The 26277-nt window shown below is 38.9% G+C and carries 30 protein-coding genes; 4 read left to right on the top strand and 26 right to left on the bottom strand.

Annotated features, from left to right (window positions below):
• Positions 1 to 47 precede the first annotated feature (47 nt).
• The 4 genes from OCV27_RS17555 to OCV27_RS17540 all read right to left on the bottom strand — a co-directional run bounded on the left by OCV27_RS17555 (position 48) and on the right by OCV27_RS17540 (position 4185).
• On the bottom strand, positions 48 to 527 hold the full coding sequence (locus OCV27_RS17555) for a YehS family protein (RefSeq protein WP_125322596.1): 480 nt from the start codon (positions 525 to 527) through the stop codon (positions 48 to 50).
• 89 nt (positions 528 to 616) lie between these two features.
• Positions 617 to 1957, bottom strand: a complete 1341-nt coding sequence (gene creD / locus OCV27_RS17550) for a cell envelope integrity protein CreD (protein WP_125322597.1) — start codon at positions 1955 to 1957, stop codon at positions 617 to 619.
• Between the two features lie 75 nt (positions 1958 to 2032).
• Entirely contained in the window at positions 2033 to 3475 is a 1443-nt protein-coding gene (creC, locus tag OCV27_RS17545) for a two-component system sensor histidine kinase CreC (protein WP_125322598.1), read from the bottom strand.
• Positions 3472 to 4185, bottom strand: coding sequence for a response regulator (locus tag OCV27_RS17540; protein WP_125322599.1), 714 nt, complete (start codon positions 4183 to 4185; stop codon positions 3472 to 3474). Before OCV27_RS17540 ends, creC begins: the two co-directional genes overlap by 4 nt.
• Before the next feature lie 387 nt (positions 4186 to 4572).
• On the opposite strand from OCV27_RS17540, the gene OCV27_RS17535 reads away from it, so the two are divergent.
• Positions 4573 to 5280, top strand: a complete 708-nt coding sequence (locus tag OCV27_RS17535) for a winged helix-turn-helix domain-containing protein (RefSeq protein WP_125323486.1) — start codon at positions 4573 to 4575, stop codon at positions 5278 to 5280.
• Positions 5247 to 5672: a hypothetical protein gene (locus OCV27_RS17530; RefSeq protein WP_125323485.1), complete on the top strand. Its 426-nt coding sequence runs from the start codon at positions 5247 to 5249 to the stop codon at positions 5670 to 5672. The genes OCV27_RS17535 and OCV27_RS17530 overlap by 34 nt, the downstream gene beginning before the upstream one ends.
• A gap of 87 nt (positions 5673 to 5759) precedes the next feature.
• Here OCV27_RS17530 and OCV27_RS17525 read toward each other — a convergent pair whose 3' ends face one another.
• Positions 5760 to 6002, bottom strand: coding sequence for a hypothetical protein (locus OCV27_RS17525; RefSeq protein ID WP_148101014.1), 243 nt, complete (start codon positions 6000 to 6002; stop codon positions 5760 to 5762).
• Between the two features lie 9 nt (positions 6003 to 6011).
• The gene (locus OCV27_RS17520) at positions 6012 to 6167 is read right to left on the bottom strand and encodes a hypothetical protein (RefSeq protein WP_171361215.1); all 156 of its coding nucleotides are present in this window, start codon (positions 6165 to 6167) and stop codon (positions 6012 to 6014) included.
• Between the two features lie 791 nt (positions 6168 to 6958).
• On the opposite strand from OCV27_RS17520, the gene OCV27_RS17515 reads away from it, so the two are divergent.
• Both OCV27_RS17515 and OCV27_RS17510 read left to right on the top strand, forming a co-directional pair.
• A complete protein-coding gene (locus tag OCV27_RS17515; protein ID WP_125322964.1) occupies positions 6959 to 7771 on the top strand; it encodes a winged helix-turn-helix domain-containing protein in 813 nt (270 codons plus the stop codon).
• On the top strand, positions 7758 to 8234 hold the full coding sequence (locus tag OCV27_RS17510) for a hypothetical protein (protein ID WP_125322963.1): 477 nt from the start codon (positions 7758 to 7760) through the stop codon (positions 8232 to 8234). Before OCV27_RS17515 ends, OCV27_RS17510 begins: the two co-directional genes overlap by 14 nt.
• 56 nt (positions 8235 to 8290) lie before the next feature.
• Here OCV27_RS17510 and OCV27_RS17505 read toward each other — a convergent pair whose 3' ends face one another.
• The 20 genes from OCV27_RS17505 to OCV27_RS17410 form a co-directional block, all read right to left on the bottom strand.
• Complete coding sequence (locus OCV27_RS17505) at positions 8291 to 8665, bottom strand: hypothetical protein (protein ID WP_125322962.1); 375 nt, start codon at positions 8663 to 8665, stop codon at positions 8291 to 8293.
• Between the two features lie 36 nt (positions 8666 to 8701).
• On the bottom strand, positions 8702 to 8935 hold the full coding sequence (locus OCV27_RS17500) for a flagellar biosynthetic protein FliQ (protein WP_125322961.1): 234 nt from the start codon (positions 8933 to 8935) through the stop codon (positions 8702 to 8704).
• Positions 8922 to 9944 carry a hypothetical protein gene (locus OCV27_RS17495; protein WP_125322960.1) on the bottom strand — a complete coding sequence of 341 codons (1023 nt, stop codon included), beginning with the start codon at positions 9942 to 9944 and terminating at the stop codon, positions 8922 to 8924. Before OCV27_RS17495 ends, OCV27_RS17500 begins: the two co-directional genes overlap by 14 nt.
• Complete coding sequence (locus OCV27_RS17490) at positions 9941 to 10342, bottom strand: hypothetical protein (protein ID WP_125322959.1); 402 nt, start codon at positions 10340 to 10342, stop codon at positions 9941 to 9943. The genes OCV27_RS17495 and OCV27_RS17490 overlap by 4 nt, the downstream gene beginning before the upstream one ends.
• A complete protein-coding gene (gene vscN2 / locus OCV27_RS17485; RefSeq protein WP_125322958.1) occupies positions 10296 to 11558 on the bottom strand; it encodes a type III secretion system ATPase VscN2 in 1263 nt (420 codons plus the stop codon). The genes OCV27_RS17490 and vscN2 overlap by 47 nt, the downstream gene beginning before the upstream one ends.
• Positions 11558 to 13024 carry a secretin N-terminal domain-containing protein gene (locus tag OCV27_RS17480; RefSeq protein WP_125322957.1) on the bottom strand — a complete coding sequence of 489 codons (1467 nt, stop codon included), beginning with the start codon at positions 13022 to 13024 and terminating at the stop codon, positions 11558 to 11560. Before OCV27_RS17480 ends, vscN2 begins: the two co-directional genes overlap by 1 nt.
• Entirely contained in the window at positions 13011 to 13271 is a 261-nt protein-coding gene (locus OCV27_RS17475; RefSeq protein WP_125322956.1) for a hypothetical protein, read from the bottom strand. The genes OCV27_RS17480 and OCV27_RS17475 overlap by 14 nt, the downstream gene beginning before the upstream one ends.
• Positions 13264 to 13947, bottom strand: coding sequence for a type III secretion system apparatus protein VscT2 (locus tag OCV27_RS17470; RefSeq protein WP_125322955.1), 684 nt, complete (start codon positions 13945 to 13947; stop codon positions 13264 to 13266). Before OCV27_RS17470 ends, OCV27_RS17475 begins: the two co-directional genes overlap by 8 nt.
• A 1-nt stretch (position 13948) precedes the next feature.
• The gene (locus tag OCV27_RS17465) at positions 13949 to 14638 is read right to left on the bottom strand and encodes a flagellar type III secretion system pore protein FliP (protein ID WP_125322954.1); all 690 of its coding nucleotides are present in this window, start codon (positions 14636 to 14638) and stop codon (positions 13949 to 13951) included.
• A gap of 51 nt (positions 14639 to 14689) precedes the next feature.
• Complete coding sequence (locus tag OCV27_RS17460) at positions 14690 to 14968, bottom strand: hypothetical protein (protein ID WP_245986837.1); 279 nt, start codon at positions 14966 to 14968, stop codon at positions 14690 to 14692.
• Positions 14969 to 15110: 142 nt separating this feature from the next.
• Positions 15111 to 18599 carry a hypothetical protein gene (locus OCV27_RS17455; protein WP_125322953.1) on the bottom strand — a complete coding sequence of 1163 codons (3489 nt, stop codon included), beginning with the start codon at positions 18597 to 18599 and terminating at the stop codon, positions 15111 to 15113.
• Between the two features lie 233 nt (positions 18600 to 18832).
• Entirely contained in the window at positions 18833 to 19360 is a 528-nt protein-coding gene (locus OCV27_RS17450; protein WP_125322952.1) for a winged helix-turn-helix domain-containing protein, read from the bottom strand.
• A 330-nt stretch (positions 19361 to 19690) separates the two neighbouring features.
• Positions 19691 to 19906 carry a FliM/FliN family flagellar motor switch protein gene (locus OCV27_RS17445; protein WP_125322489.1) on the bottom strand — a complete coding sequence of 72 codons (216 nt, stop codon included), beginning with the start codon at positions 19904 to 19906 and terminating at the stop codon, positions 19691 to 19693.
• Positions 19907 to 19912: 6 nt separating this feature from the next.
• Positions 19913 to 20581 (bottom strand): hypothetical protein, encoded by a 669-nt coding sequence (locus OCV27_RS17440; RefSeq protein ID WP_125322488.1) that lies wholly within the window; start codon positions 20579 to 20581, stop codon positions 19913 to 19915.
• A gap of 13 nt (positions 20582 to 20594) precedes the next feature.
• A complete protein-coding gene (locus OCV27_RS17435; protein WP_125322487.1) occupies positions 20595 to 21599 on the bottom strand; it encodes a hypothetical protein in 1005 nt (334 codons plus the stop codon).
• Positions 21586 to 21978: a hypothetical protein gene (locus OCV27_RS17430; protein WP_125322486.1), complete on the bottom strand. Its 393-nt coding sequence runs from the start codon at positions 21976 to 21978 to the stop codon at positions 21586 to 21588. Before OCV27_RS17430 ends, OCV27_RS17435 begins: the two co-directional genes overlap by 14 nt.
• Positions 21968 to 22726: an OmpA family protein gene (locus OCV27_RS17425; RefSeq protein WP_125322485.1), complete on the bottom strand. Its 759-nt coding sequence runs from the start codon at positions 22724 to 22726 to the stop codon at positions 21968 to 21970. Before OCV27_RS17425 ends, OCV27_RS17430 begins: the two co-directional genes overlap by 11 nt.
• The gene (locus tag OCV27_RS17420) at positions 22723 to 23754 is read right to left on the bottom strand and encodes an EscU/YscU/HrcU family type III secretion system export apparatus switch protein (protein ID WP_125322484.1); all 1032 of its coding nucleotides are present in this window, start codon (positions 23752 to 23754) and stop codon (positions 22723 to 22725) included. The genes OCV27_RS17425 and OCV27_RS17420 overlap by 4 nt, the downstream gene beginning before the upstream one ends.
• An 11-nt stretch (positions 23755 to 23765) precedes the next feature.
• On the bottom strand, positions 23766 to 25655 hold the full coding sequence (locus OCV27_RS17415) for an FHIPEP family type III secretion protein (RefSeq protein WP_125322483.1): 1890 nt from the start codon (positions 25653 to 25655) through the stop codon (positions 23766 to 23768).
• On the bottom strand, positions 25652 to 26257 hold the full coding sequence (locus OCV27_RS17410; protein ID WP_245986806.1) for a hypothetical protein: 606 nt from the start codon (positions 26255 to 26257) through the stop codon (positions 25652 to 25654). The genes OCV27_RS17415 and OCV27_RS17410 overlap by 4 nt, the downstream gene beginning before the upstream one ends.
• Between the last annotated feature and the right edge of the window lie 20 nt (positions 26258 to 26277).

The raw sequence follows: 26277 nt of genomic DNA, 5'->3' as shown, positions 1-26277 counted from the left end.
ATGGAATTTCTCGTACAAATAATTCGCATAAACACCATAGTCCTTTGTTATAATTCTGGCTCACCACCACTTGGGCGTAAATGATACTGAAGGCCTAACAAAAAATTGCGTAGAACTTGATCTTTGCATTCTCTGTAGTGCTTGTTCTCCGGTTTACGGAAAAATGCACTAAGTTCATGCTTGCTTAACCGAAAATCTGCCAGTTTCAGAATATCTAAGATCTCTTCTGCTTTTAAATTCAAGGCAATACGTAACTTTTGGAATACGATATTATTACTTAATTTCTCTTCTGGCTTTGGCTGTTCACCTTCACGTTTACCACGCTTAAAATTGATTAAACCGTTGAGAAATATGGCTAACTCTGTGTCACTGAGTTCAACAAAAGATTCATCGTCTTCTTTTTTGAGCCAACTAGTAACTTGTTCACCTTCCACATTAAAGTCTGCTAAGGAGAAAATCTCAGTCATTACATTGTCTTTTAAATCAAATGTATAACGTACACGGCGTAAAATATCATTATTGGTCAAAATAGTTCCTAGTGTTAGGTAAACCCAGTGCTATCAACATGATTACTGGAAGACCTCGATTTTATCAGGTTTAGTACCGACTCCCTAGCTTAAGCATACTCATCAGCAGCCTTAGTTTCTTGATCTACTTTGGGATTGCGAGCATACCAGTCGACGTTACGCGTTACCATCATAGTAAAGCTCAATGTCGCAAAACATAGCAGTGCCCCCATAACTAATGCGTAACTCTCTGATTGAAGTAAACCAAACAACAAACCATAGAGTGTGAGCAAACAAGCACCAAATATAGCGCCATGCTTAGCTTTGTTTAATATACCACCTACATACGCACTTAATAACCCTGTCGACGCCACCGCAGAGACCAAATAAGCCCAATTAAAACCCAAATGCTCACTCATCGAAATCAGTAGTAGATAGAAAAGTGCCAACGCCAAACCAGTAAAACCGTATTGCACAGGGTGAATCGGACGCGCTTGAAATAGCTCTAACAGAAAAAAACTCGCAAAGGCTAACGTAATAACCAGGAGTGAGTAATTCTCCGCTCGGTGAGATTTTAAATAGTGGTCAACTGGGTCAATCAAATCTACGCCCATTTGTCGCTGATCAAGCTCTTGGCATGCGTTGCTCGATGACAAACAACTCTGGAATAATTGCACAATATTAGTAGAAAAATTATTACTCACCCACTCCGCTTTAAAACCATCTTCTGATATTTCAGACGACACGGGTAAGTAATCGCCAATAAAGCTCGGATGTGGCCAAGTAGAAGATAGCTCAACGTGAGTTTGACGACCAATTGGCGTAACTTGCAGTTGCCCCATACCTTGCAACAAAAAGTTAAGATCGAATACCAAAGGTTGATCTGTACTTAAATCATCCAATTTCAAACTACTATGAAAGCCTTGTTGCAATTTATCTAACCCTGTTCCCGGTATAACTTCGATATCTGACTGCGCGAGCCTCATGTCATTTAGGCGAATCAAGCCACGGCTGTCCTCAATACCTACCACTAAGTTGATATTGTCGATTTCTAGCGCACGCAAGGCTTGTAATTCTTGTGCATCAAAAGTGCCTTTCAACGCCACTTGGGCTTTGTATAAGCGCGCACTATATATACCGCGATACTTTTCAAAACTATCTAAATTGGCACTCATATCAAAAGTGCTGGGTAAAAGGAATTTACGGCGCTCTTTAACCTGTACTTTTTCACCTCGATTAGTGGACTCGGTGTAGTTCACCATGATGAAAGGGCCAATGATGCGTTGCTCACCGCTGCTACTGCGTGCAATGTCTTTTCTGACTTCATCTTGGCGATCAGAACGCTCTGAAATTAGCCCAGAGACCATTGAAAGTGGGATCTGTAGTAAGACAAACAAAAACAGTACGAAGACGAACTTCATGCCGAGTTGGTTAGTGAAAATTTTTTTCATTTTTTATTCTCCGTTTGCTGATATCAATAATCTAAATCAGCAATTTGGAGAATAAATGAAGCTAATGTGGAGTTTCTATGGAGTTGGTAACGTCAGAGTCACTTTCACACCGGATTCCACATTTTCTAACTGTAATGTCCCTTTATGCAGTTTGACGACTTGTTCGACAAAGTTGAGCCCTAATCCTGTGCTTTTAACGCCATTTTCTCGTGCGAGAGAGTAAAAACGCTCAGTGAGACGAGGCATCGCGTAGTCGACAATATGGGGACCAGAATTAAAAATCGACAGGTGTATCTTTTGTTTAGAAACGTATACTGTCCATTCAATCAACCCTTGTACAAATACGAAATCTAACGCATTGTCCATCAAGTTAAACAAAGCTTGCTTGAGTAAAAACCTGTCACCGAACACAATGAGATCTTCTTCAATCTTAATCTGCGCCGTGACCGATTTACCACTTAAACGAGCATCGGCAGCTTGAACAACATCATTCACCATTTGTCTCACAGGAATCTGTTCAATGTCTTCAAGCTCTGGACGTTTCTCAAGCCGAGCTAGCTCAAGCAACTTATCAATCAACGATTGCATGCGATCACTTTCACGTTCAATATTACTCGCAAAGCGAGCGATCTTGTCTTCAGGTAATGGCATCTGCAATATTTCACTTGCACCTTTAATCGCTGACAACGGACTTTTTAGCTCATGGGTTAGCGTCTGAACATACTCTTCGACATACTGCTTACCATCAAGCTGATTACGCATTTTCTCTAATGCATCACTAAGTGTGCCGTATTCGTAGAAAATACGAAATGCCGGCTTAGAGACCTTTTCGCCCTCACCCATTTTTGTTGCATAGTTTTCTAGCTTGTTCAATGCTGAGTGGATTCGCCAAGCAAACAACGCACCGGCAAGTAGTACCAAGCCACTCATCCACGCCATCCAAAACAGCACGTTACGTTTAGATAAATCAATAAAGGGCTGCACAGAACGATTAGATTTCGCTACCGTGACACTGCCTATGATTTTACCCTGGTGATAAATCGGCGCAGCAACATGCATAATCGTTGAGAGTGGATCTTCGGGATCTGCCATGGTACTTCGCGCACCATATTGACCGCGTAAAGTAAGATATACATCATTCCATTGCGAGTAGTCTTTACCAAGATCTTGCTGCCAAGAGTCAGCAATTATAGTCCCTTGTTTATCCGTTATATAGATTCGATGGTTAATCGCCTTTTTACCAATTTCCCAAATTCTCGCTTGCGGCTCTCGTTTGCCATACGCAGCTAACAATGCGGAGAAGCGACTTTCTGATAGCTTGCCGTTGACCAAATCTTCTTGCGCTAACACGGCAATTAAGTTCGCCATGTCGACCAATGTCTCTTCGGTGGTTTTTCGGACAGTGGGTTTAAGCTCTTGGACAAGGGTTTTACTCACCATATAAGCTGTCATTGCGACTAAAATGAAGTAGAGAAAAAACAACCTTAGCCCAAGCGGGATCTTTGGCCAATGATTCATACTCTACCTTTTGCGCTATAGTAATAACCAAAACCACGTTTGGTGCAAATTCGCTCAGACATATCAAACGGTTTCAACTTATGGCGAATGGCTTTAATGTGAGTATCAATATTACGCTCGTACGCAGCCTCTAGTACCATATCCGCAGCAAGCATGAGTTGTTCTCTACTCAATACATTAGATGACACTGAAATCAGCTTATCCAGAACTTTAAATTCAACGGCTGTTAGCCCAAGCATTTGACCAGCAACACCATAATCAAAGTTTTGTGCCACTAAATCATGGGTAGGTTGAGCATGCGTAACAATGGTATTCGTCTCTGGTTTTAATTCTGTCAGCGAAGATTTGGTTTTGATTCTTAACTTAATTCGAGCCAGCATCTCTCGTGGGCTAAATGGTTTGGTGACATAATCATCCGCCCCAATCTCCAAGCCAACCACACGGTCAATTTCATCACTTCTAGCAGTCAGAAAAATAATAGGAATATCAGAAAATTCTCGGATGGTTTTACACAGTTCAAAACCATTACCATCAGGCAAACCGACATCCAACACGACTAACTCGGCCAAATTGTGTTGTAGAAATGTCAAACCTTCACCTGCCGTGTTAAACCATTCTACCTGGTAGCCACCCATCTCTAATACATAGATCAGGTTCTCGGCAATGGCAGATTCATCTTCAATAATAACGACGGTTGATTGGTTGCTCAATGTCTTAACCCCCACAGGCAATGTTTTTTTATGCCATGGTTGGCGACCGCTTTGGGCGCAAAGACTAGCGCATTGATAGTACAAAGGCAAAACTTGAACTTATGAACACTCCATACTGACTGCTATCAATAGGCCCAATAACAAATGATAATGACATTTTACAACTCCCTTACAAAATAGTTTAAATTTATCTTTATAACCATCGTTATCCACTATTGGAATAGGGTAATAAATATAAAAAACTATCAATAGAAAACTGGCAGCCAATATGAAATTATGAATTCAAGAGTTTTTAGATAAAGTTATTATAATCTAACAAGTCAAAGTTGATATAATTAACTATTAAACTGGAATTCTGTAGTTATAAATTATTAGCAGAGGTACGGAATGATTGATACTGATCCAGACTCAAAGCTAATTTACATGCATAGGAAGGTCCAGTTGGATCCCTTAGTAATTAACTTTCAGGAACTTACCATCACAAATCCTCAGCTAGGTACGAACATACCTCTAAGGTTAAAAGAAGCTGAATTATTGGCTTTACTATGCTGGTCATACCCTAAAGTACTTACCCGTACAATGATAATAGAAGAACTCTGGTCAACAACTTATGCGACAGACTTATCTATAAATCAACTGATCAACAGTGTTCGTAAAAAGCTAGGTTTCACTCATAAACCTATTGTAAAAACCATTCCAAAAATAGGGTACAAGCTGCAGCTAGAGCCAACTATGTTGAACAAAGATACCAATAGGTGCAATTGCCCGATAAATTTACTCAATACTCAAAATGGTGATCCATTTACATTCAACACGCTGCCAAAAGATATCAATAATTATAAACGCCTGTTCAATATAAAGTTTAGTATTTTATGTTTCTCTGCTGTGCTGCTTGGAGCCATATTTGGAAGGTGTGTACACCATTTTCCATTTCACCGGCTACAGCATGTAAATGGTATTCCTTTTACTTTTGAGCCCGGTAATACCGACTTAGAAAAAACTGCTGATATTGATACGGATAACTTACTTTTTATTGACGAAGTAGATGGAGAGCTATATTCATGCCTAAAAAGCTACGTATGCAACAAACTTTAATTCTATTTGCACTAGTAGCCACTGGGTATGGTTTGATTAAGCTATTGTGCCCCAATCATCAGCATTGTTATGGTGATAATTTATGGCATGCTGATTTTGATGGAGCCCGTCTACTTATAGACGCCAATCAGTCTGATGTAATGGTTTTTAAGCAAGCACCAGAACACAAGTTCAAAACCTCTTATAAAAGACATTCAGTGAACCTTGATGGTCGACATGCTTTCACATTTTCTAAACAACAATTATTTGGTGAGTACTCTTCTTATCAAGGTATTAAAGACTCGATATTATCGATTCGATTTGTGGACTTATATAACTCAAGAGGTAACTGCCTTGTTACTCTTCAAGTTAATGATAAGCTAAGTGTACTGGAGCTGAAGAGAGTAAATTGATTTAGATAGCATTATTATAATAAAGCTCTAAGGCGGATAAAACTATCCGCCTTCGTATCTAAAATTATTGTTAGATTATAAGTTTAATTAAATTCTAAATATCTTATTTATATTATTACCTCCACCTAATATAGAATGACCAATTATTTTATCTTTATATGATTGAACAGCATGTCGATCACTCTCTGCATGGCATATCACCGGTAGAAGAATAGCTTTCTGTTTTATAAGCTCTCTTGCAACTTCTCCAAAATCTTCGCTATCCAGCTCTTGCGGTATAATAATGTCTTCAATAGAGAAAAAAATAAATTCTTTATTTTTTATTTTCATCACACAACCTTATAAAGTTAATTCATTCACTTTAGAATAAAAACAATACTCACGATTAACCTTATTACATAATTTTTCTTTATAATATTCTATTGCTTCTTCTCGGCTTTTTTTTAAATGTATCATAATCATTTGAATTATCATCTCTTCACTTTCATTTATCATAATATCTCCCATTTATAAGGGATTGTTTATTTGTTACATTTTAAGCTGATAATCATACCTATTTATAAGCCACTTTTTATTATATTTATATTATATTTATATTAATATTAAAATTAAAATTAATAGTTTTACACTTAAATAGATTATAGGTAACCGACTTATAATCCATTTAAATCATTATCTATAGAATACTACCAAGCTATACCCAAATCAGCCCATTTTAAATGGTAACTTTATTGAGCTGTTCAAATCCGAGTAGCTGCATACAAGTTTAGATTTATAAAATTTCTTAGGTATAGATTATAACCTTTTTTGTTTCAACTCTTAATACCGTAGATGTTGACCAAACTAAGCATGGTTGCACTCTCACTAAGTTGTTTTATCTCACGGACAGATAGAAGAAATAGGGTATAATTTATTGATAATTATAGATTTTAATATAAAAATATTTAATTGTATAAAATATTTAACTAGTGGTTAAACTACGTAAGTTCTGGAACTAAAGTTTTAGTTAGGTAATAATATCATCACTAATGAGAATCTTTATGAAGTAATGATTCTCATTAGTGATAGGTGTAGGACTATTCCACATGTATTACTAGAAGTCTTTGCGCATATTCGATGTCAGGCATATTATAATAATATTGATGGTGCAGTGATTATAGCTATACACCGTGTAAATAGGACAGACAGTATGCAACTGATTATCACAATTTATCGACTTAACATCGGCTGCTGAATGCTTTGGAACTTTCATAACAACCAACAACATACTAAGTTTCTTTAACTATATGACTGAAGCGAAAAAAAAGATCACAAGAACTTTTCAGATACTAGATTTCGTTTTGGTTGGCAACACTTTATCTGAAAACGATTTGCGAGCCAATCAAGATCTTCGAATGGGAACTCATGATCTCCTCACACTTTATGAACTTTGCTGCCATGCCGGAGAAGTGGTCTCTAAAGAAGCACTAATTGAAAAAGGATGGCCTGGAAAAATCGTGTCTGATAGCTCTCTCACGCAATCTATTCGAAATATACGTACGCTGCTAGGAGATAATGGTAAGGATCAGCGATGGCTAAAAACCGTATCCAAAGTTGGCTATATGCTCGACTCTTCTATCGTAAAAGAAGTAGGCAAAGATGACTTTTCTCTAGAGGTAAATGTATCTTCACCAAAATCATTAAATCACAGACACGCATTTTTTGGTAATTCGAAGCAACTCTCAAAATTCAAAATAGCGATCTTGATTATACTGTTGGTGACAACAATTAATGTCTCTTATAACATTTATCATCACTTTATCAGTCCAAGTCAACTTACAGAGTATCCCAAGGTCGGCTATTCTAAAGGTGTCACTGAAGTCTACTCAGATAGACACTATGCTGCTGCCATGATAGGTGAAGGAGTATCCGACTGGCTCGACCAACAAAAAATCCACCCAAAGAAAGTAGCTATTTTACTACTCAAAAAAAATCTATCACTAGCCATTATAGATGACAAAGGAAATATAACTAACCAACTCATTTTATTAGATGATGGTGTAGAATTAAGCCGCATCACGCAACTAGTTATTAGTGAGGTTGATAATGTTTTACGCTAGCCTCATTATCATTGCCTGCTTTAACATTCTACTTTTAGTCGTATACGGACTCAGTGAAGAACCCGGGATCGCCTATGATGTCGAATACGAGGTCAAACATATGTCACATGACTATCATGGCAAGAGTAAAATGCAACTCTATTTCCACAATAATGAATTTGAATCTAAATGGGTTGTTGAGGAAATAGGCGAGGATCATCAACCTGTCTACTTTGAGAGCCATAGCAAAGGTGAATTCAAAAAACATAGCCGTAACGTATATACCGTTCGCTATAATGAACATAGTTCAAATTTTCTTGAAAATCAGCGTTTACCAGACCTTCCAATCAGCAGTAATTTTTACAGTGCTGAGCGTTATTTATCTACCCGAAATACAGTTGAAGTTAAATATAGAAGTGATGACTATATCATTATCATCTCTTTTTTAAACGGCGGTCAGATTATGGCGATGAAGCGTTATTGAAAATACGTGCTTTTATCGGCGTTTATCCGTCGATAAAAGCTTTTTAACCCTGAATATTACGCCTTAATACAATGGACTGCCTTATTAAACAGCATTAATTTATCTGCTAGCTTTCTTTCAACGTTTGCCACACTCACTTCCCATTCAGAAACCATAATAAGCTTGTCTTTGCTGGTACTCATATAGACTTGTTCGTCAGATACAAGTAATTCCATTAGTTTCGAAGCTTTAACTGATAATACTCTTCGATCACGTACTGGAATCTCAACAAAAGCTCTAATAGTCTTATCATGTAAAGAGATAAATATTTCTTCTCCATCAACTAATTCAATACCAATAGGCTCATCACCTTCAATCCGAGATAAAAGATTGGCTGGTACACCTAAAATATCCACCAAAGTCTTAAAGACTATTTCTCGTAACTTTTTCAACGTAAACTCCTCGAAAGACGTTAATAGTTTAATGTATTACAACTGCCTAAATAGCAGGTGAAACTGGTCATAAATATTGCCGCCGACCTGGGTCAAAAGTACAATAAAAACGACTAATTTTGCGGCCATAGGAAGGCCAGGATCTTGAACACTAAATACTGTCTGGAGTAAGCCGACAATGACGCCTGTAATCACAAAGCTCAAAGAGAAGATTATAATCGCATCTTTAACTATATCTAAACAAGCGGCAGTAACATCAATTACGGTCATCTGAATACTCCAGATAGTTTATCATTTTATGTTCATCAAATTCGAACAAATAGTATTTACTTCGGTACATAACCACATAACTATTTAATCTTGGGTGCTGCCAAAACAACTCTGGAGCTAAGTTATAATTAGGAAACGTCATTTCTGTTAGTGGTATTGGTTTCATCAATGATGAAATTGAATTAACACCCTCATTCATAACTGAAATTTCACTGTTACCAGAGATTAAATTTTTATTATGCACATTTACCACTTTGCCTGATAATTCACTATTACCGACATGTTGCGATGAGCGAATAATGCCTCCGTTAAATACCAAATTGCGATTGGTGAATTGCAATCCAGTTCGATAATGTGTTGAAGTATCAAGCGTTGTAGCTGTTCTTCTCACTTTATTCGCTAATTCTCCACCTTGTGTGGACAATGCCCCACCAGAAAATAGGCTTGAATGATTCTTCACATCCCCGTGTTGCATAGGCCCTAGCAATGGCTTTTGCAGATAAGAATCAATAGCTAAGTTCCTAGATGTTTCAGGTTTAGCATCTCTTAGTGTGGTCATAACTGATGCGCTGTTAGTACTGGTATTGACTGTCTTGTTATTGGCACCAGGTTTTTCAGTTAATGTCATTACCAGCGCGTGTACAGAACTTTGCCAGGTTACTTTATCTAACTTTATCGCCGGATAATCGGCTGGCTTAGCCGACATCTTGTTTGCGATGTTAGCGACCAACGAAAGACCATGTTCAGACTGCTTGCCGAGCATCTGTGCACTAGTCTCAGGCACATTTACTTCAGGAGTAGACAAAGCTTTCTCCCCAAAAAGAGGAGTATGATCACAACTAGAGTCCAAGGAATCGATATCAAGCGCAGCATCAGCCTCACTAACATCAACAGCAGAACTAGAATCAGGCTGACTGACATCCTGCTTCGTCTGGCTTAGAAGCTGTTCAAATTCTTCCTTCTCGCCAAACACATCCTGTCTAACTATTCCCTCAAACACATTAATCATGACTTTACGTACCTCAACTCTTCTCGAAGTTCACTCAGTGCATCCTTTCGCTTTTCAAGCCTTCTCTTCTCAGCTTCAACTTCCGTTATTTCCAACGCCACTTCTTCCGCATCTTGACGATTAATAGATGCATCGAAAAACAGCGATTCAATAGCTGATTTTGTGCTCTCTCTCCTCATAAAAAGAAGCCTAAGTGCATCTGCCTCATCAGTGACATTAAGTCCTTTTAAGTGCTGCTGTTGTTGCTCTATCTGCTGCCACTTCTGTTCAATAATACTTAGGAGATCTTGATGCTGCTTTTTTAGCTTAATTAACTTCCTTTGCTGCTTACCAATACGAATATCAACAATATCAATAAGCTGACCAAATTCCTTCCATTGCTTCGAGGGTTTGTTCATATTCAACTCCATCGAACCCTTGTTTTAGGAACGACATAATGTGAGGATATCTATCTATCGCCTCGTCTGTTTCCAGATCGTTACCTTTTTCATATTCACCGACCCGAATCAGGAGTTCGACATTGAAATATCGATATATCATGTCTTTTACTCGTTCAGATAATCGAACATAATCATCACTTTGAACCTTGTTTTGTAAACGGCTCTTACTCTTCAAAACATCTATCGCAGGATAACGTCCAGTTGAAGCAATCATTGTTGAATACACCAAGTGTCCATCAATTAGTGATTTCACCTCGTGCGCAATAGGGTCGTCATCAATTTCCTTTTCAATTAAGACTGTGAATATTCCTGTTACCGAGCCATGAATTGAATTACCGCAACTCTCCACTAAACGAGATAAAGCGAGTGACACCCCAATAGGTATGCCCCCTTTAATTGGAGTATTATCAAGCATTGCTTGAGCGCGAGCGAAACGGGTCAAAGAGTCAAAATACAACACGACCTTCTTGCCTTGCTCCATATAATGGCGAGCAATAGATACCGCGACCAACCCTGAACGTACCTTTTCCAAAGGATTTGCTTCAGAAGTCGACACAATGGTAATTGACTTTTGGATAACCTCTGGGCCGATTTCTCCTTCAAGGAATTCAACCACTTCACGAGCACGTTCTCCAATCATGGCGAAGATCACCACATCTGCATCCATGTTATTTGCCATAATGGAGACTGTGGTCGTTTTACCAGCACCTGCTGGTGCAAATAAGCCTACGCGTTGACCTTCACCAATAGTGAAAAGGCCATCAATAATTTTTAGCTTAGTTGGAAACACCTTTTCGATCGGAGCTCGAATATTTAACGGAATAGGCTCAACGGCAATCGGTAAATCTTCAAACTGGCCTGGCTGATTTAGATAATCATCACCGTAAATCGATTCTCCATAGCAGTTTATAACTTTACCGACTAGTGCCTCCTCATTAAGCGGGAAGCAAAAGCGCCTAGGAGTGATCTCCACTTTAGCACCCCGTTGCACAGCACCAGGCTGAAGCAGTTTAATCTCCACTCTCAGCCCTGCAACTTTCATAACTTCACCACGAATGCTTTCACCAGTAACTGTGCTGATAAAACACTCCTGTCCAACAAAAGTATCTACCGAAACATGGCAAATAACCGTATCCTGATAAGACTCTTTAACCTTGAAGAAATGATTTAGCATTACTCAACAACCTCATACGAAATAGACACATATCGTTTGTACTTGCGCTTAGTTTCATTGGTGCTTTTAAATAACTCACCAAGTAAAGGAATACTAGATAGTACTGGTACACCCGTCTCTGTTGACTGAGTTTCAGTATTATCAAATCCACCTAGAACAACCGTTTGATCAGGGTGTATATAAACCTCAGATTCTAATGACTGTGAACTCACACGAGGTGGCTCGGCAATAGCGTTATCACTACCTTCATCATCGTCTAACGCTTCTTCTATATAGCGAATTTTTGCCTGAACACTTCCAGAAGGTAGCAAGCGACCTGTAACATATAGGCTGTTATCGGCTTCTATTTCTTGCGTCTGAACTTCCTCGACAGAGACAAGCTTAATAGTAGCGGTTTCTTTCTTCCCAAAATGGCCTTGCTGGTTTTCAAGAATCAGCAGATTAGTCTCATACACTCCACGAGCAACACCATTGGATGAAAGTGCCTGAAAATTTTGTAGGAATTCTTTTGTCTCAGTAAACGGATTAACCACAATGTCATAGATGCCTCTACTACCATTAAAATCTACGCCAAGATCTTCACCACGTGTCACCGAAATATCATAAACCTTGAGTGAAAATAACAACTGCTTACGTTTAACATCAATCAAAGCTGCAATGCGTTTCGCAAGTTTAACTTCTGCAGGTGTACCACGAATTAACAACGCGTTAGAACTAGGGAGTGGTTGTACTTTAGATGTTTTTTCTTCTTCTTCCAGCTCTTGTTTATCACTATTTTTGAGCTTTACTTTGTACGCTTTCTCAATCGCTTCGCCGTTACTCACATTTTGGAATTGACCAATATTGATAATCGCAGAAGAAATCAAACTCATTGCACCTGGAAATACCACCGAACTACCGAAAGTATCAATCTGGCGATCAACTACAGAAATATAATGAAAGTTAATTCTAGCCAACTGAAGATCGTTACCATTTTCTAAAAACTGGTTGCGATCGACCATAGTGGCGTAGCCTACCGCATCATTAACAAACTTTCTTGTACCAGAGAACAAAATAGAATTACCGCGCTCAACCAGTTTAACCTTGGTTGTTGCACTGATATTAAATGTTTGTTTTAGCTCTCTGAGTAAAGCTTTAGGTTTTATATTACGTGGTTTGTACGAATAGTTGATATACGCTTGGCCTGATTGTACTGTAAGGGTCCCACCATAGACATACCAATCAAAATCGTAAACTTCAGAAAGCTGCTCTAAAAGCTGCGGGCCGTTGCCTGATAGCGTCTGTGTTATCAGCTGACGTTCTGTTTTACTATCGATATCATCAACTAATTTAACTTGCATATCTTTAGCAATCGCTTTTAATGCAGTTTGTAAGTTTATGTCTTGCTGTTTAATCAATACTTCGGCTTGAGTCATTGGAGCAAGTAGAACCAAGCAAAGTAGTATTAGTTTTTTATACTTCTTCATTGAGGATCTCTTTAATTCGTTCTTGGCTTTCTTTCATTTGACGTATACTGGTGTTTATCACACCTTGGGTTACTATCATATCAGCGATTTCTTCGTCAGAGACAGTTGGCTCATCTCCATTTTTAGTGGAAATTTCATTATTTATATTTTCGCTTTTCTCGATTTCTTGAGCAATAGCATCAAACTCAGACTGTTCCGTACTCTTCGCAGCTAGTGCTGTTGTGTTAACCATATCAACCCTAGTCATAACCTACCTCGTGCATCATTTGTTTAAACACATAATACTGGTCATGTAACAACCAGAGATTTAACAATACGATCACCACTATCGCTTTAATATTCGGTGTAACAAATAGTGATAGCGACGCCTTTTTAAAAAACAGGTCAACATACCCACAGCAAACCGTAATAGTCAGCATTATGATGATGTACTTACCCGCTACAATAACCATCATTTTTAGGCTATTGGTAACTAGTAAGTATAGTGCTTCAAAATCAAGTCCGCCCGTATCCGTCTTACCCTGAGTAATCACCTCTACAATGGGACGAAATAAAGTGCCACTTTGAAGCGCGTATACTAAAAATGTTAGACTTCCAAACTTGGCTAACGCCTCGGACTCATCTGTAAAACGCTTATCCTGCACTGACTGCTCATTCAAAAGCAGCAACTGCTGAATTACACTTCCGACGGTGCCACTTATCCAATACGGCACAGAAGAAAAAACTGCAAACATAAATACCGCAATCACCCAGCCAAAGGTCGGCATTTGGTCAAACTGACTTACATCAACAAAAATAGCCATCGCTATCGATATTGCCAAGCAAGTGATATTGTCTAAATAGAGCCGAGTGGGGTTATAGATCTTGAGAAAAAGAAAAAAACCGGCAAACAGCATCCAACTTGGAAATAATATCTCACCCATATTAGCCAAGCGCTCTAAATAGCAGAGTCCAACTGTCAGAGAAGTAAAATACCGCAAGCTTTATTGGCGTAGAAATAACGGTAGGTGAAAGCATGGTCATACCAACACCACTTAGCACCACAGCAATAAGAAAATCGATACTTACAAACACCATATACAGCTTAAGGCCAAGCTCAAATCCCTGGTATAGATCAAGAATCAAATTACCTAAAAAGAATTTAAAGGTGTCACTGTCCTCATCAAAATTCAACGGAATATCAATCATTGCCGTCAGTTGATTAGTCTTATCTTCCGCTCGTTTTAAAAGTTCAGGGAAAAAGTCAAAAATATTACTTGCCAAATAATACATGGTAATATTTTTCGGCTTCTCCTCTTCAAGCCCCAGATCTAAAGGAAAGTTCAATTGTTCTTCTTGCTGTACCTCAGCAAAATACGGCTTTATACGTTCTATACCTGGTTTGATGTCTGGCCAAATACTGTTTAACGCCATCAAAGCCGCCAGCAGGTTTACAACAATTGTTGGCGGGATCTGCTGTGTCCCTACCGCATTTTTAATAATATTTAGGACAATGTTATATTTTACAAAGCCAGAAAAACAAATAAAGAACACGGTAGACAACAGTGCTAATACAAGTAGTAATACAAGGTTAGCTCCGGAAAACGCATTGTCTGGGCTTAGTAACTGAATCATAACTTATCCTCGTAACCACCTGATTAGCGGGGCTAGTTAGCCCCAACCAAATTAAATATTACGTGCCGCCGCAATAATAGAGTCTTTGACACCTTTAAGGGTTGAAGTACCCGTTTGTGCCGCGATACTCTGATCGGCCATTAGTTGCTGAAGTTCTAAAGACTGTGAGGCCGAGAGTTCAAGCGCACCAGTTGAAGCGTCAGTATTGTCTTTAATGAATTTCTCGATTTGGTCATCACAGTTTTGAATAAATGACTCAAAGTTATCACTCACTTCTTTCGTGGTTAAGTGACCATCGTTATCTACACCTGGGGGGGTTACCATTGGCATATTTAATGCTCCTCTTGTTTAGGTTCGACAAAGTTACCAATAGTCATTAGCTGAAAGAAGTGAAAAAAGGTGACAAATCACGCCAAGACAAGCGCCAGCAACAAAAGTCACTTTTCATCATGTCGAAAGATATGAAGAGAAACTATTCAGATGCATTTATAATTGATACATCAAGATTATTATTAACGCCAATAATATCCCCATCATATATGAACTTAATATCACCCAAGAGCTCTTTCATTTTTACCTGAGATTTCTGCTTCACCTGAACCATTGGTAGAATCCCTGCTGGTTGGTGACTTAAAGACGACTCTCGGCAGCATTCTATTTTGTCTAATTGATATAAACCTCGTGCAGTATCACCCTTTCTGTTTAACAGCTGATTTAACGATTGAAGAGTTTTCAGCGCCTTTTTACTATTATCAGCACTTTCAAGCCGCTCTAAAGTCTGTTGATATTGCCAAAGTAAAATACTCATTGGCATTTGATAATTGGCCGTCGCTGTTACTAGAGAAGATTTGTTTACATTTAACATTTGACTTTGGCTTTGAGCCGAAGCGCGAAGCTCTCGCAACAACTTGGCACCTCCAGCATAAGGCTCCATCATCTGTTTAAAAGATGTCGAATATTTGGGTTTCATATGAAAAACTCGTCGCATATTATCCGCCCAGCGAGATCGCCATTGGATTTTTTCATCATAACGAATCTTAAGATTAGGAATTTCTTCTGCTGCAATACTTTTTACCACTTCATGAGCCCCCTTTTCTCCTGCGTTTAATAACAACTCAAGCTGAGTAAGTGCAATACTCCTCACTTCAGGATGCAAAGAAGTTTCTTCAATCAGTTTTTTGTAGCCTTCTATCACCTCGTCCATAGCGGTTTGTTCTTGTGACGATACTTTTGCACATGTCATTTTCGGCACTAAGTCTTGCACTGATTTTGTTGTTTGATTCTTTGTGGTACGTATCGACTTTAGTGCATCACCCAATGGCTTCACCGATATGAATGTTTTTTCATCAATCGCAGCCGGCAATGCATAAGGCGCAGGAAGAGGGAATAGCATAACATTGGCACCACTACTGAACTCAACGTCAACGCCTTTTTCATAGTCACGTCGCTGGAATGCGCTATTTTCCTCTCCTAACTTTATTTCCCGTATATCTTTACGAGAGACTGCGATGCTTATACCAGCTTTTGCATAAGCTCTTGGTGCTACCATTGAAAAATTAGGTGACGTATCAATACCTAATTGAAGCCTGAATTCGCTATTAGCAGAAACGCCTAGTTCAAATTTTTGCTTCTCTCGGGCAGTTAATTGACTTTTTTCTAATTGTTCTTCAAGGCCCGGTTTCCAATCTCGAATCCCAAACATACAGTCCAAGGTGTCTTTTAAATGCCCATTATCAACATCAAATGCAAAGCTCTGCTCACTCTCTTTCATTGCCGTCATCGCCAATGTCGCTTCAAAAGGCATAATAGTGACCAATGCTCCATGCTGATATTTAACCAGTTTGGTTAAATCCTCTAGACCAGTCCCCGTCCCTGCCATTACTGTGGCACCTTTCTCTCTTTTACGAACAAACTGGACTTGGGTTTTCCCCTCACCTAAGGCGACAAGTTTGCAATCATAGTGCTTTTCGTAATTGGCTACGACGCCTGCAAACCAACCTTTTCCTAAAGGATAAGGAAGCCCGAAATGGGCAATACCAGCAAAACCACTGATCCCTTGTTCAGCACTAAGCGTCAACGAATCACCTTTTTGTAAAGCACTTGTTCGCATGTAAAGCTGAGTTGTAATTTGTTCTGCTGGGCAATCTCTACCCAACCATCTACTCCAGATTTTCCCGATACCTCGTTTTGTATCCAGAATAGATTCACCTATTCGAACTCTTGTTTTGATCACTTCTTTGGCAGATTTTAATGATGCTATACTCTGACTGACGGCCTTAAATAATTGTGATTGATTCTCAATACCCAATTTATTGACCAATATCATCTTAGGTTTCTCAATTAAGTCAGATAAGTATGGGGTTTTACTCTTACCAGATTCACTTTTAAAAGTAGCAAGATAAAGCCGGGTATTGGTGAGCGTGCGTTCAATGAAAGGTAAGTATAGATCTAAGTCCTTCTCTTTGAATGGGGTGGAATTTGCCTCAACAAGCGTATTTAACAGTGCTTGGATCTGAACTACCTCGTCTCGATGAGGCATCTCCGTAAAGTTAGGGTGGCTGGTGAGATAAACTATTTTCTTTTGAATTGCCGTAATACGCGGCTTCAGCTTTTGATCATAAGAACCATGTTCGCTTTGAAAACTCGGACTCAGTTTGGTTAATGTAGTAACACATAAGTCCAACTGCTTTTTTAGCCTATCTTCAAGAATCTTATCCAAGCAGGCAAGATCAACCGTTTTAGTATCCTCTGGAAAAATCTCGCGTTTCAAAACTTCGCGCAATCGAAAGTCCGTGTTTTTACTGCTAGTCGCTGTATTCTCAGCTCCCACTTCCCAATTCCACTCAAATTGAAAGCGCCTTAAACTCATGAGTTCTGAATTGATGTCTGATGTCAGTGAAATCAAAGCTTGTGAAGGCTTACGATGATTAACTCTTTCTTTCACCCAACGACCAGCAGTATGTATGCCTGGATCTGCCATTTTTAAATAAGATAGACGAGCGTCTTTTTTGCGTCCTTGCTTAGATTTAAGTTGACCACTAGTAAAACGATGTTTTATTCCATCAATCCATCCTGATAAGGGAATATACTGGTTACCAATATGTTTGAACTTTTTGCTAACAAAAGGATTAGCATTAGCAAAGTGACCACTGTTATTGACATTAAAGTGGGCAAACCCAGCAGGTGGTTCATCGGTTACAACGGGAGATAGATTTTGAGTATCACTGCTCAAGCTTAAATGACTAGCATCCAAATACTTTATCTTTTGATTGTTATCGTCACTTTTGATAGTGACTTGAAGGTATGAACCACATGGTTTTATATGTTCGACAGATTCACTTTGAGAGAGTTTTAATCCTTTTAAATTTAATACTGCGCAGTTTCCAATGTTATCGCAGACACTATACCCTTGCCCTGAATCTGACTTGAATACTTTTACTAGGCTTCCATCTTTCAAAGCTATGGTCGGAACAACTTGTGTTTTACAGCTTTCAAGATCTTTAACAACTATAACATCATATGATCTCTGCGAAGAGTCGGACTTCATGTCTCCCGCAAACTGACCAACAATATTTACGGTACCACGATATTGTTCAGCACCATCGTTCGGCGTGGTAAATAAAGTATGAAGTTTACCATCATCACCTAACCATAACTCTTTAAACTCGTTTACATTCTTCGGTGTAATTAGCTGTAATTGAAAGTAATTGCTTTTGGACGACAGGTAATGACGTGCTTGCCTCAATAAACCTTTATTTTTTCCTGCTAAGAGTACTAATTGGCCATTTTTAATCGATACCATCATCTTTAAGCCATGGCTATTATCCATACAAGTAAGGTCGACGAAGTTTTTTGCCTCAATGTCTCGACGTTTTACAGGCTGAAACGTAATGTTTGAGGAATGTGACATTACTTCAGATGGCATTGAAGTGTTCAACGAATGTATAGAAGAAGATGTCATAATGGTACCTGTTATTTTTTAACCAACAGGTACTATCTAAGCACGCAAATCCACTATTGATAAAGTCATTAATTATGATAAGACTTGAACTATAACTCTACTTGGAATACATCTCGCTGTTATTCTAACCGACAGTTTGGGTACTTTTTCTTCTTGCAACCTAAGATTCTAAATAGTAAATATCAGGAGGCATGGGTAACCAGAGCTGTGTTACCCATGCCAAAATGTGATCTTCAGCGAACCATCAGCAAAATTCCTGTGGTTAATGCTGAAGAAAGCAATGATGCAGAGAAAACCAAGGTTAACCAGAATGCTCCCCCAGTTGAAATATTTCCGATAGATTCAGACGCCAGTAGTAATTGAGGTGAAGAAGAAACTGGTTTGACCGAACTTGCAATACTTTTAATCGATAATGTAGGGATCTCTTCAACGGAGAATTCTGCTACAGATTCTTCGTCAATAATGAGCATATACCCTTCCTTTGGTACAGTTTTTATTTCACAGGCAAGACCTTCGAATAAACTGAGTGATTTACGTAAATTTGAAATCGCTTTAGTAAGAGAGGTCTCACTAACCAAGACTTTTCCCCATACTTCTTCATGGATTTCATCTTTACTAATTACTTTGTTGCCTCGCTCACATAACAACTTCAGTATTGCGGCTTCGCGTCCTCCCAAACTCACAGCTTGATCACTTGCAACTATTTCACGCTTTAAAATGTCAAAAATCACCTGATTACCCAGAACGTAATTTCTATCCATTGTTCAACCCTACTTCCAGTTCTTTTTACCCTATGCTATACACCCGAACAATTAACAGACAACATTTAATAACTCGGGACCTCAGTGCCAATATCGTATTTGATTTTGCTGATTCAGTTTGTAATTAAGATTCGCTAAGACTTGAGATTCTTCGTAGTAGCGGACCATGACATTGGCCAGACAGAGAATGTACTAGTTTTAAAAAAAAAGGATGAAAAAATTATGAAAAAAACCGTGATTTTGTTAGAACTGACAATAAAAAATATATAAAAATAAAAATATCAAAAAAGGCAACCGTTTTCGGTTGCCTTAGTTATTGATATATATGAATTAATCTTTCTGCTCGTTAATCTCGTCAATTGACACACAATATTGCTCATCAACCTTAATTAACGTACCTGTTGCAATTAATTCATTGCCACTTTTGAGCATAACTTGTGATTGAACAAAATCTGTTAGTGATTTTACCTGCCCAGACTGGAGCTGATTCAGTTCATCTAACGTCATAGTGGTATGCCCAACCACAACATCAACAGCAATTTTCATTGGAATTTACCCCTGTTGCGACATAGTAACGACAGAGCGCCTTACATCACGTAGCTCTTCTTGAGCAGAAGAAATCTCTGTCATCATGTTCTTAAATTCTTGCTGCTGTGTATCCAAGTCAACCTGAATCTTGTCACAATATGCCGTCATTCTTGCATTCATTTCTTGAAGCTCATCATATTTGACGCTAACACCTGAAGTGTTACTTGTATTAATGATAACAGAGATATTATCCTCGCCACCCGAAACTTGCCCAATTATTGCATTGATCTTATCCAAGGTGGATTTGCTCAATGTTACCTCTCCATTCTTACCTGGCCCAAAACCATTTTTACTATCGGCATCACTCACATTGCTTAATGCGTCAACCATGATCTCACCCCAAAGGCTGTTAATATCTGCAATCGCTTTAGACTTTGCTTCAATCTCCTTAGACAATTTATCAGCTGCGTCGGTTTGCGAAGTGATATATGTACTCAAAAGGTCATCGATAAGATCCAAAGGGTCACTAAAGCCTGCTGAAAATAAGGGCTGAGAAGTTGAAGATGCACTCTCAGTATTGGCTGCAGCAGCTCTTTGCACCACAGGGCTACTTTTCGCAATAACAGTATCCATATCATTGCTTGACTCTAACGCAGTGATGGTCTGAGATACTCCAAAGTTAACTTCTGACATAAATTTCTCCTATTTAAGGTTGAATAAGGTAAACTCGAGTTTGTTGTCCATCCTTAAATACGACTTTGTCGCGTGTGATGGATTGAATGACCCCTAAACGCGGGACAGTGCTGCCTTCCCAATAGCGTCCTTGTTGGTCGTATATATAACCACCTGACTTGGTGGAGTAAAAAATCGAATATGGAAATTGACTGCTCGTGATAATCGACGTTTCGTCTTTCCTAGATTTCAGCTGAGCAACAACAGAACTCAAACCTGCTGATTTTAATATTTGACTGGCTTTGGCTCGATCGGAAACCAACCAATGCTCATCTTGCTTAGTAAAGCTCAACCCATTGCCTCCGAACAGAGCCATGATTTGATTATCTCGCTCATAGGTATCGATAACTATTTCATCCCGATCCGCTTTCGATACGAGTCTGCCAGTGATCGGCTGATGGGAATACTCGGAAACCAACTCTATATCTAGCCTACTGGCTCTTAGATACTCATTTGATTCAACAAGATTAATATTCTGCCGCAAAAACTCCGGTAATCTGTTAACAGCATTTTGATCAAACACAGTCAATTGGCCATCTTTAATATAGCCTGAACCTATTAGGTCTAAATATGTGGCAACCTGAGACTGCTGATGGTTGATAAAACCAAGATAAAGCGCCAAAGTAAAAACGATGTTAAGTAGGAAAGTAAAAGCAGCAAGTAACCTATATTGCCTAAAGCGATAACGACGCAATGCGGGCTGCCTTGCCCCCTCTTGAAAAACAAAAAAACTTAATCCTTTAAATCTATATATACGATTCGCTTTGAGCCGCTTTATTTTGTTCCCACGTAGGAAACCCGTAACCTGGACTTTCTTGTCTTTAACTTCAAAACTTAGCTCGGTACCGCTGGTGAAATATTCAGGAACCGACAATAGGTCTTGCACTCTTGCATCTTTATTGCCCGTAAGAGTAAATTTCTGCTCAAAAGGTAAGCAAATACCATTTAAATGGCCATCAACAAATTCAATTAACCACATGACTCTTGATCTCACAGTGCAATAAGTCAGCTTGAGCAGCGAACTGACTTAAAAGTTGCTGAAGTTCTTGAGGGTGCTCTGGAAGAGAAAGGTTACATATATAATAGTTTTTATCTGAAATTCGACCAATGTAACCGTTTGTAGTAAGGCGAAAATCAGCATTAAACTTAATCGCCAAATCCGCCGATAACTGCTGATGCTCTAATTCTGCCAACAAAATTATCTGTCCTTCAAGTCCGACTCGAGATCCATCTTCAACAATAATTTGCCGCTCTCCGTAGTGACAAAGTAAAACATTACTACCATCAAGTTGGAGATGACCACCCTGATTTAGCTGTACAAATTCATTAAGTAACAGAGAGAATTTTCTATTTTTCATATTTTTTTAATTTTACCTCAATCATAAAGCGTCTCTGGGTTACTCTTTGCTCTGGAGTAGACAAACCATTTTCAACACTACCCCTCACATAGATTGGCACATTTCTCAACCCCTCTTCAATAAGGAACTCGCGCGTTACTCTGGCTCTGTTATCTGCCAAAATACGGTTGTGTTTATACGTCCCAGAAGAATCAGCCACACCATATATAGTTAGAGACTCTAGTGACCATTTCTGTAATTCTTCAATAATAGCAAATAATGTAGTGCGACCTTCACTAGTGAGCTGATACTCATTGACAGGGAAAAGACTCTCAAACTTCAATAACAAGTTAGAATTATCAAGCAAGCTCGTTGACACTCCATAAACGTCCTGCCATTGAGTTCCACCGAAAGCACGGCTTTTTATAGGAGCAACTAAGTTGCTCACTGCTAAATAATCGCCTTCGCAACTTTTGACTTCAGTCAAACCATATGTGTTAAGGTTAGCAATGTAAAAGCGGTTAGGCTCGGTTGGCTCAGCCACTTCAACACACGCCTTATGGTGAGGTGAACCTTCAGCGTACTCCGGTGCTCTGCGCACCCAAAACTGAAAATTATCTGCATCAGCAACCTCAACCAAGACCAAATTGTAAACGTCTGGCTTCCAATCATAATCAAGAATGAGGTTGTCATCACGAATCTGATTACTACACCCACTAAGTAAAAGTATTAGTGCTGAAGTGAAACTAATTTTTTTGGTCATTTTCATTTTTTCTGCTGCTTCTTTAGAGCTGAAAGTATCATGGCAACATCCCGATAAAACTCGTTAGGGATAAAGTCTTCACCATTTTTCATCTTATGATAAAAAGCCCTTGCCAATGGTTTGTGCTCAATAATGGGAATATTCATCGCTTTCAGGCGTGCTTTCTCTTCCTGAGCTAGTGAGTCGGTACAAATTTTTAAAACGACAGGCGCTTTATCTATATTTCTGTCATAACATATTGGAACTAATATATGAGTTGGGTTAGCCAATGCAAAAGTGGGCTTTCTTCCTTTAGTAATCGGAGCTTCCATTACCTCACGCATTTTACGCTTGCGCTCAGATTTAATTTCAGGTGACCCTTCTGTTTCTTTCATTTCATTCTTCATTTCAGTAAAAGTCATGCGATTTTTACGTCTAAAATGATACTGCTCAATTAAGAAATCTACACAACCTACGCACACGCCATAAATAAAAAATATCAAGGAAGCCAATAGCATATAGAACACAAAGTTATAAAGGAAAAAACTATAGTTATTCACCTGCTTCAGCGTGTTAAGTTCATCACCTGCAATATCAAATATATATTTCATCAGAAATAGAAGAAACAGTAGTTCCAAGACTTTACGCAGTGAACGCGACATCGCCTCAATACCGAAAATATTTTTAAATCCAGTTACAGGGTGAATTTTTTCCATTTTCAACCCAAGAGATTCAGTATTGATCACTGTTTTATTGATCAACACCCAGTCAATAACTGCCATAATCAGCTTCACTACCATTAAACTTCCGATCACTGTTGCAACCAGAGAATACATTAACTTGAAACCAACATTGATGTCCGAATAGAGCATCTCTTCTATCCAGTAATTGGCATTTTCAAACATCAGATAAATGACGCTAATAAACACAATAGCAAAAACGATCAACTCTAAAGTCGGCTCAGCCAATTCTGTTTTTGGAAACTGACCTTTCTTCTTAAGGTCACGGAGTTTCTTTTCCGTGGGTGGATATTTTTTGGGTTCAGTAGACTCCATTTAATGCCCCCTTAAGATGCAAGCTGAAGAGACTCTGAGCTTGAAACGTATGCCTGGTCCGTTATATCACCATGGCTGCATATTAACAGTGTAGTCATTACCTGTTGGAAAAATGCTTTTACTGGGTTTATTTCATTATCGTTTACAATTAAGACTGGTTTGCGACCATATTGAGTCGTTAAACGTAGGATTTCCTTTCTCAGCCCTTGTTGGATTTCGAGTAAACGATCGACATCTTCAATCTCACCCATCACATAAGATTCAATAGCTTCTGTTATTTCTGGAGTTAATAAGGCAACATGAATACCCTCATCCCCAGCTAATAGCCTTGAAGTAATTTCATATCGAGCTTGGCTGCGTATACGAGTCAACCAGTTTTTAGGTTCACTTTCTACTCGTGACCAATAAATTAGGGCCTCAAAGAAGCTAACTCTATCCAAGTAAAACTCCGGTGCACGAATCATTTCTTTTAGCACATCATGAACACGGTTAAGGCCAATCGCCGAATCAATCTCATTTTTCATCACTTCGCTTTGGGCTGCGAGACCTTCAATAATATTGCTCGTATATTGCAGGTTGTATTTTTCCACCATACGTTTTCTAAGGAAGTAGTTGGTAATACTCGAAACATTCACTATCACATCTTCTTGACGTAAAAATACTTCATCACCTAACACTTCAATCATATCTTGTGACTGATCTTGATTGAATTTGAATACACAGATGTCTGAGATATAAACCTCGATATCACTTTCCATCTGACTATTAAAATCAATCGCTGGAGTGCCAAGAGCTTGCCCCCAAAGAACACGTTCAATATCTTCTACTCTGCGCTGTACAACCACCTGATGAGCATTATCACGCAGCACAAACTTAAGTGATTCATACAGACCAGAGCCTGTAGGCTCAAAGCTCATTGTGCCAGCCGGCTGCTCCTGTTTGCGCCATAGTAAAAAAGCAACAAATATACAGAGGAAAGATAACGGCACACACACGTAAAGTAAGTTGCTATTCAAAATACCAAGAACAAGAATCACCCCACCAATCACCAGTAAGCTTTTCCAAAATGAGCCAATCTGCGTCATCAGTTGCCTAGTAAATGAGCTAGATTCCTCTTCTGAGCCTTTGATACGAGTAAGGTATACACCACATGCCATGGATAAAAGTAAACTCGGTATTTGTGAAACCAATCCATCACCGATAGTCAGAACTGAAAAGCGACTAACACTCTCAGATAAAGACAGATCAAACTGGTTAATACCAACGTAAATACCACCAAACAGGTTAACCAAACTAATTAAAATACCTGCTATTGAGTCACCTTTTACGAATTTCATCGCACCATCAAGGGAACCAAACAATTTGTTTTCAGTACTCAAGTCCGCACGCATTTTTTGTGCTTGCTCGCCGGTGATTAGACCACTTTTTAAATCACCATCTATAGTCATCTGCCTACCGGGCAAAGCATCCAAAGAGAAACGAGCACCAACTTCAGCAACACGCTCACCACCTTTGGTCACAACCAAAAATTGAACTATGGTGATAATGACAAAAATCAGCAAACCAGAAATCAGGTTTCCGCCCATAACAAACTCACCGACCGTCTCGATAACATCGCCCACATCTTCATTAGCAATGATATTTCGAGTCGTCGCAATAGAAAGCAGTAGTCGGAAAGTGGTTAGGAGCAGCACTACCGTCGGTAAGAAAGTCACTTTTAACGGCTCATCGTTTTCTAGCATTATCACAAGCAATAATGCTGAGCTAATAAAACTGACCAAGATAAATGCGTCTATAACACCGCCCGGTAGTGTAACCAGTATAATCGTCGGCAATAACAGCGCGATAATGACACTACTCGGATTGAACAATAACGACTGACCTTTAAAAAGCTGCTTCATAATTGATCCAAACTCAATCTCAATTCAGTAATTAGACTAGCCGTGTTAATGCTAACAATGCTGTCTTCATTTTCAATAGTTAACGTGACGCCATCTTCTTGAATAACTTTCTCTACCGATAGGTTTTTAGCTTCATCATCAACTTCAGCATGAAGTACTTCAATCAGGTGACTTATCAGGTGTTCACTTTGGTTAAGCTTTACCAGACGTTCTTTTAACGCTTTGATGACGGATATTTTTAGCTCTTCTTTGAGTTCATTAAGCTGTTTCTGTTGCGCACTAAGTAAATCACCGAGCTTAGATTCAGCATTCTCAAACCAGTCATTTTGCCATTCCACCCAGTTCTCAATCACATTATTGTATGATTCTTCAACATATTCGTTGAGCGCCTTTTCCTTGTCTTCGATCATCTGAACAACTTGCTGTTCAAGAATAACCTGACATTCTTCCGCACGCTCTTGCATAGCTATAACAAGGGCCTGTGCTTCTTGGAAACAGCGGACTTCTGACTTTTTAATTACGTTAGAATTATGGCTGCGCTTAAATGTGATCTTAGGAATCACTCGCTGCTCTGGTTCAAGTTCAATGTACAAGAGAAACACCTCATTTCATCAGTGGCGCT

The organism is Vibrio pectenicida (assembly GCA_024347015.1).
Classification (GTDB): domain Bacteria; phylum Pseudomonadota; class Gammaproteobacteria; order Enterobacterales; family Vibrionaceae; genus Vibrio; species Vibrio pectenicida.
Note: the sequence above shows the minus strand (reverse complement) of the source record. Positions and strands in the feature narration are given on the sequence as shown.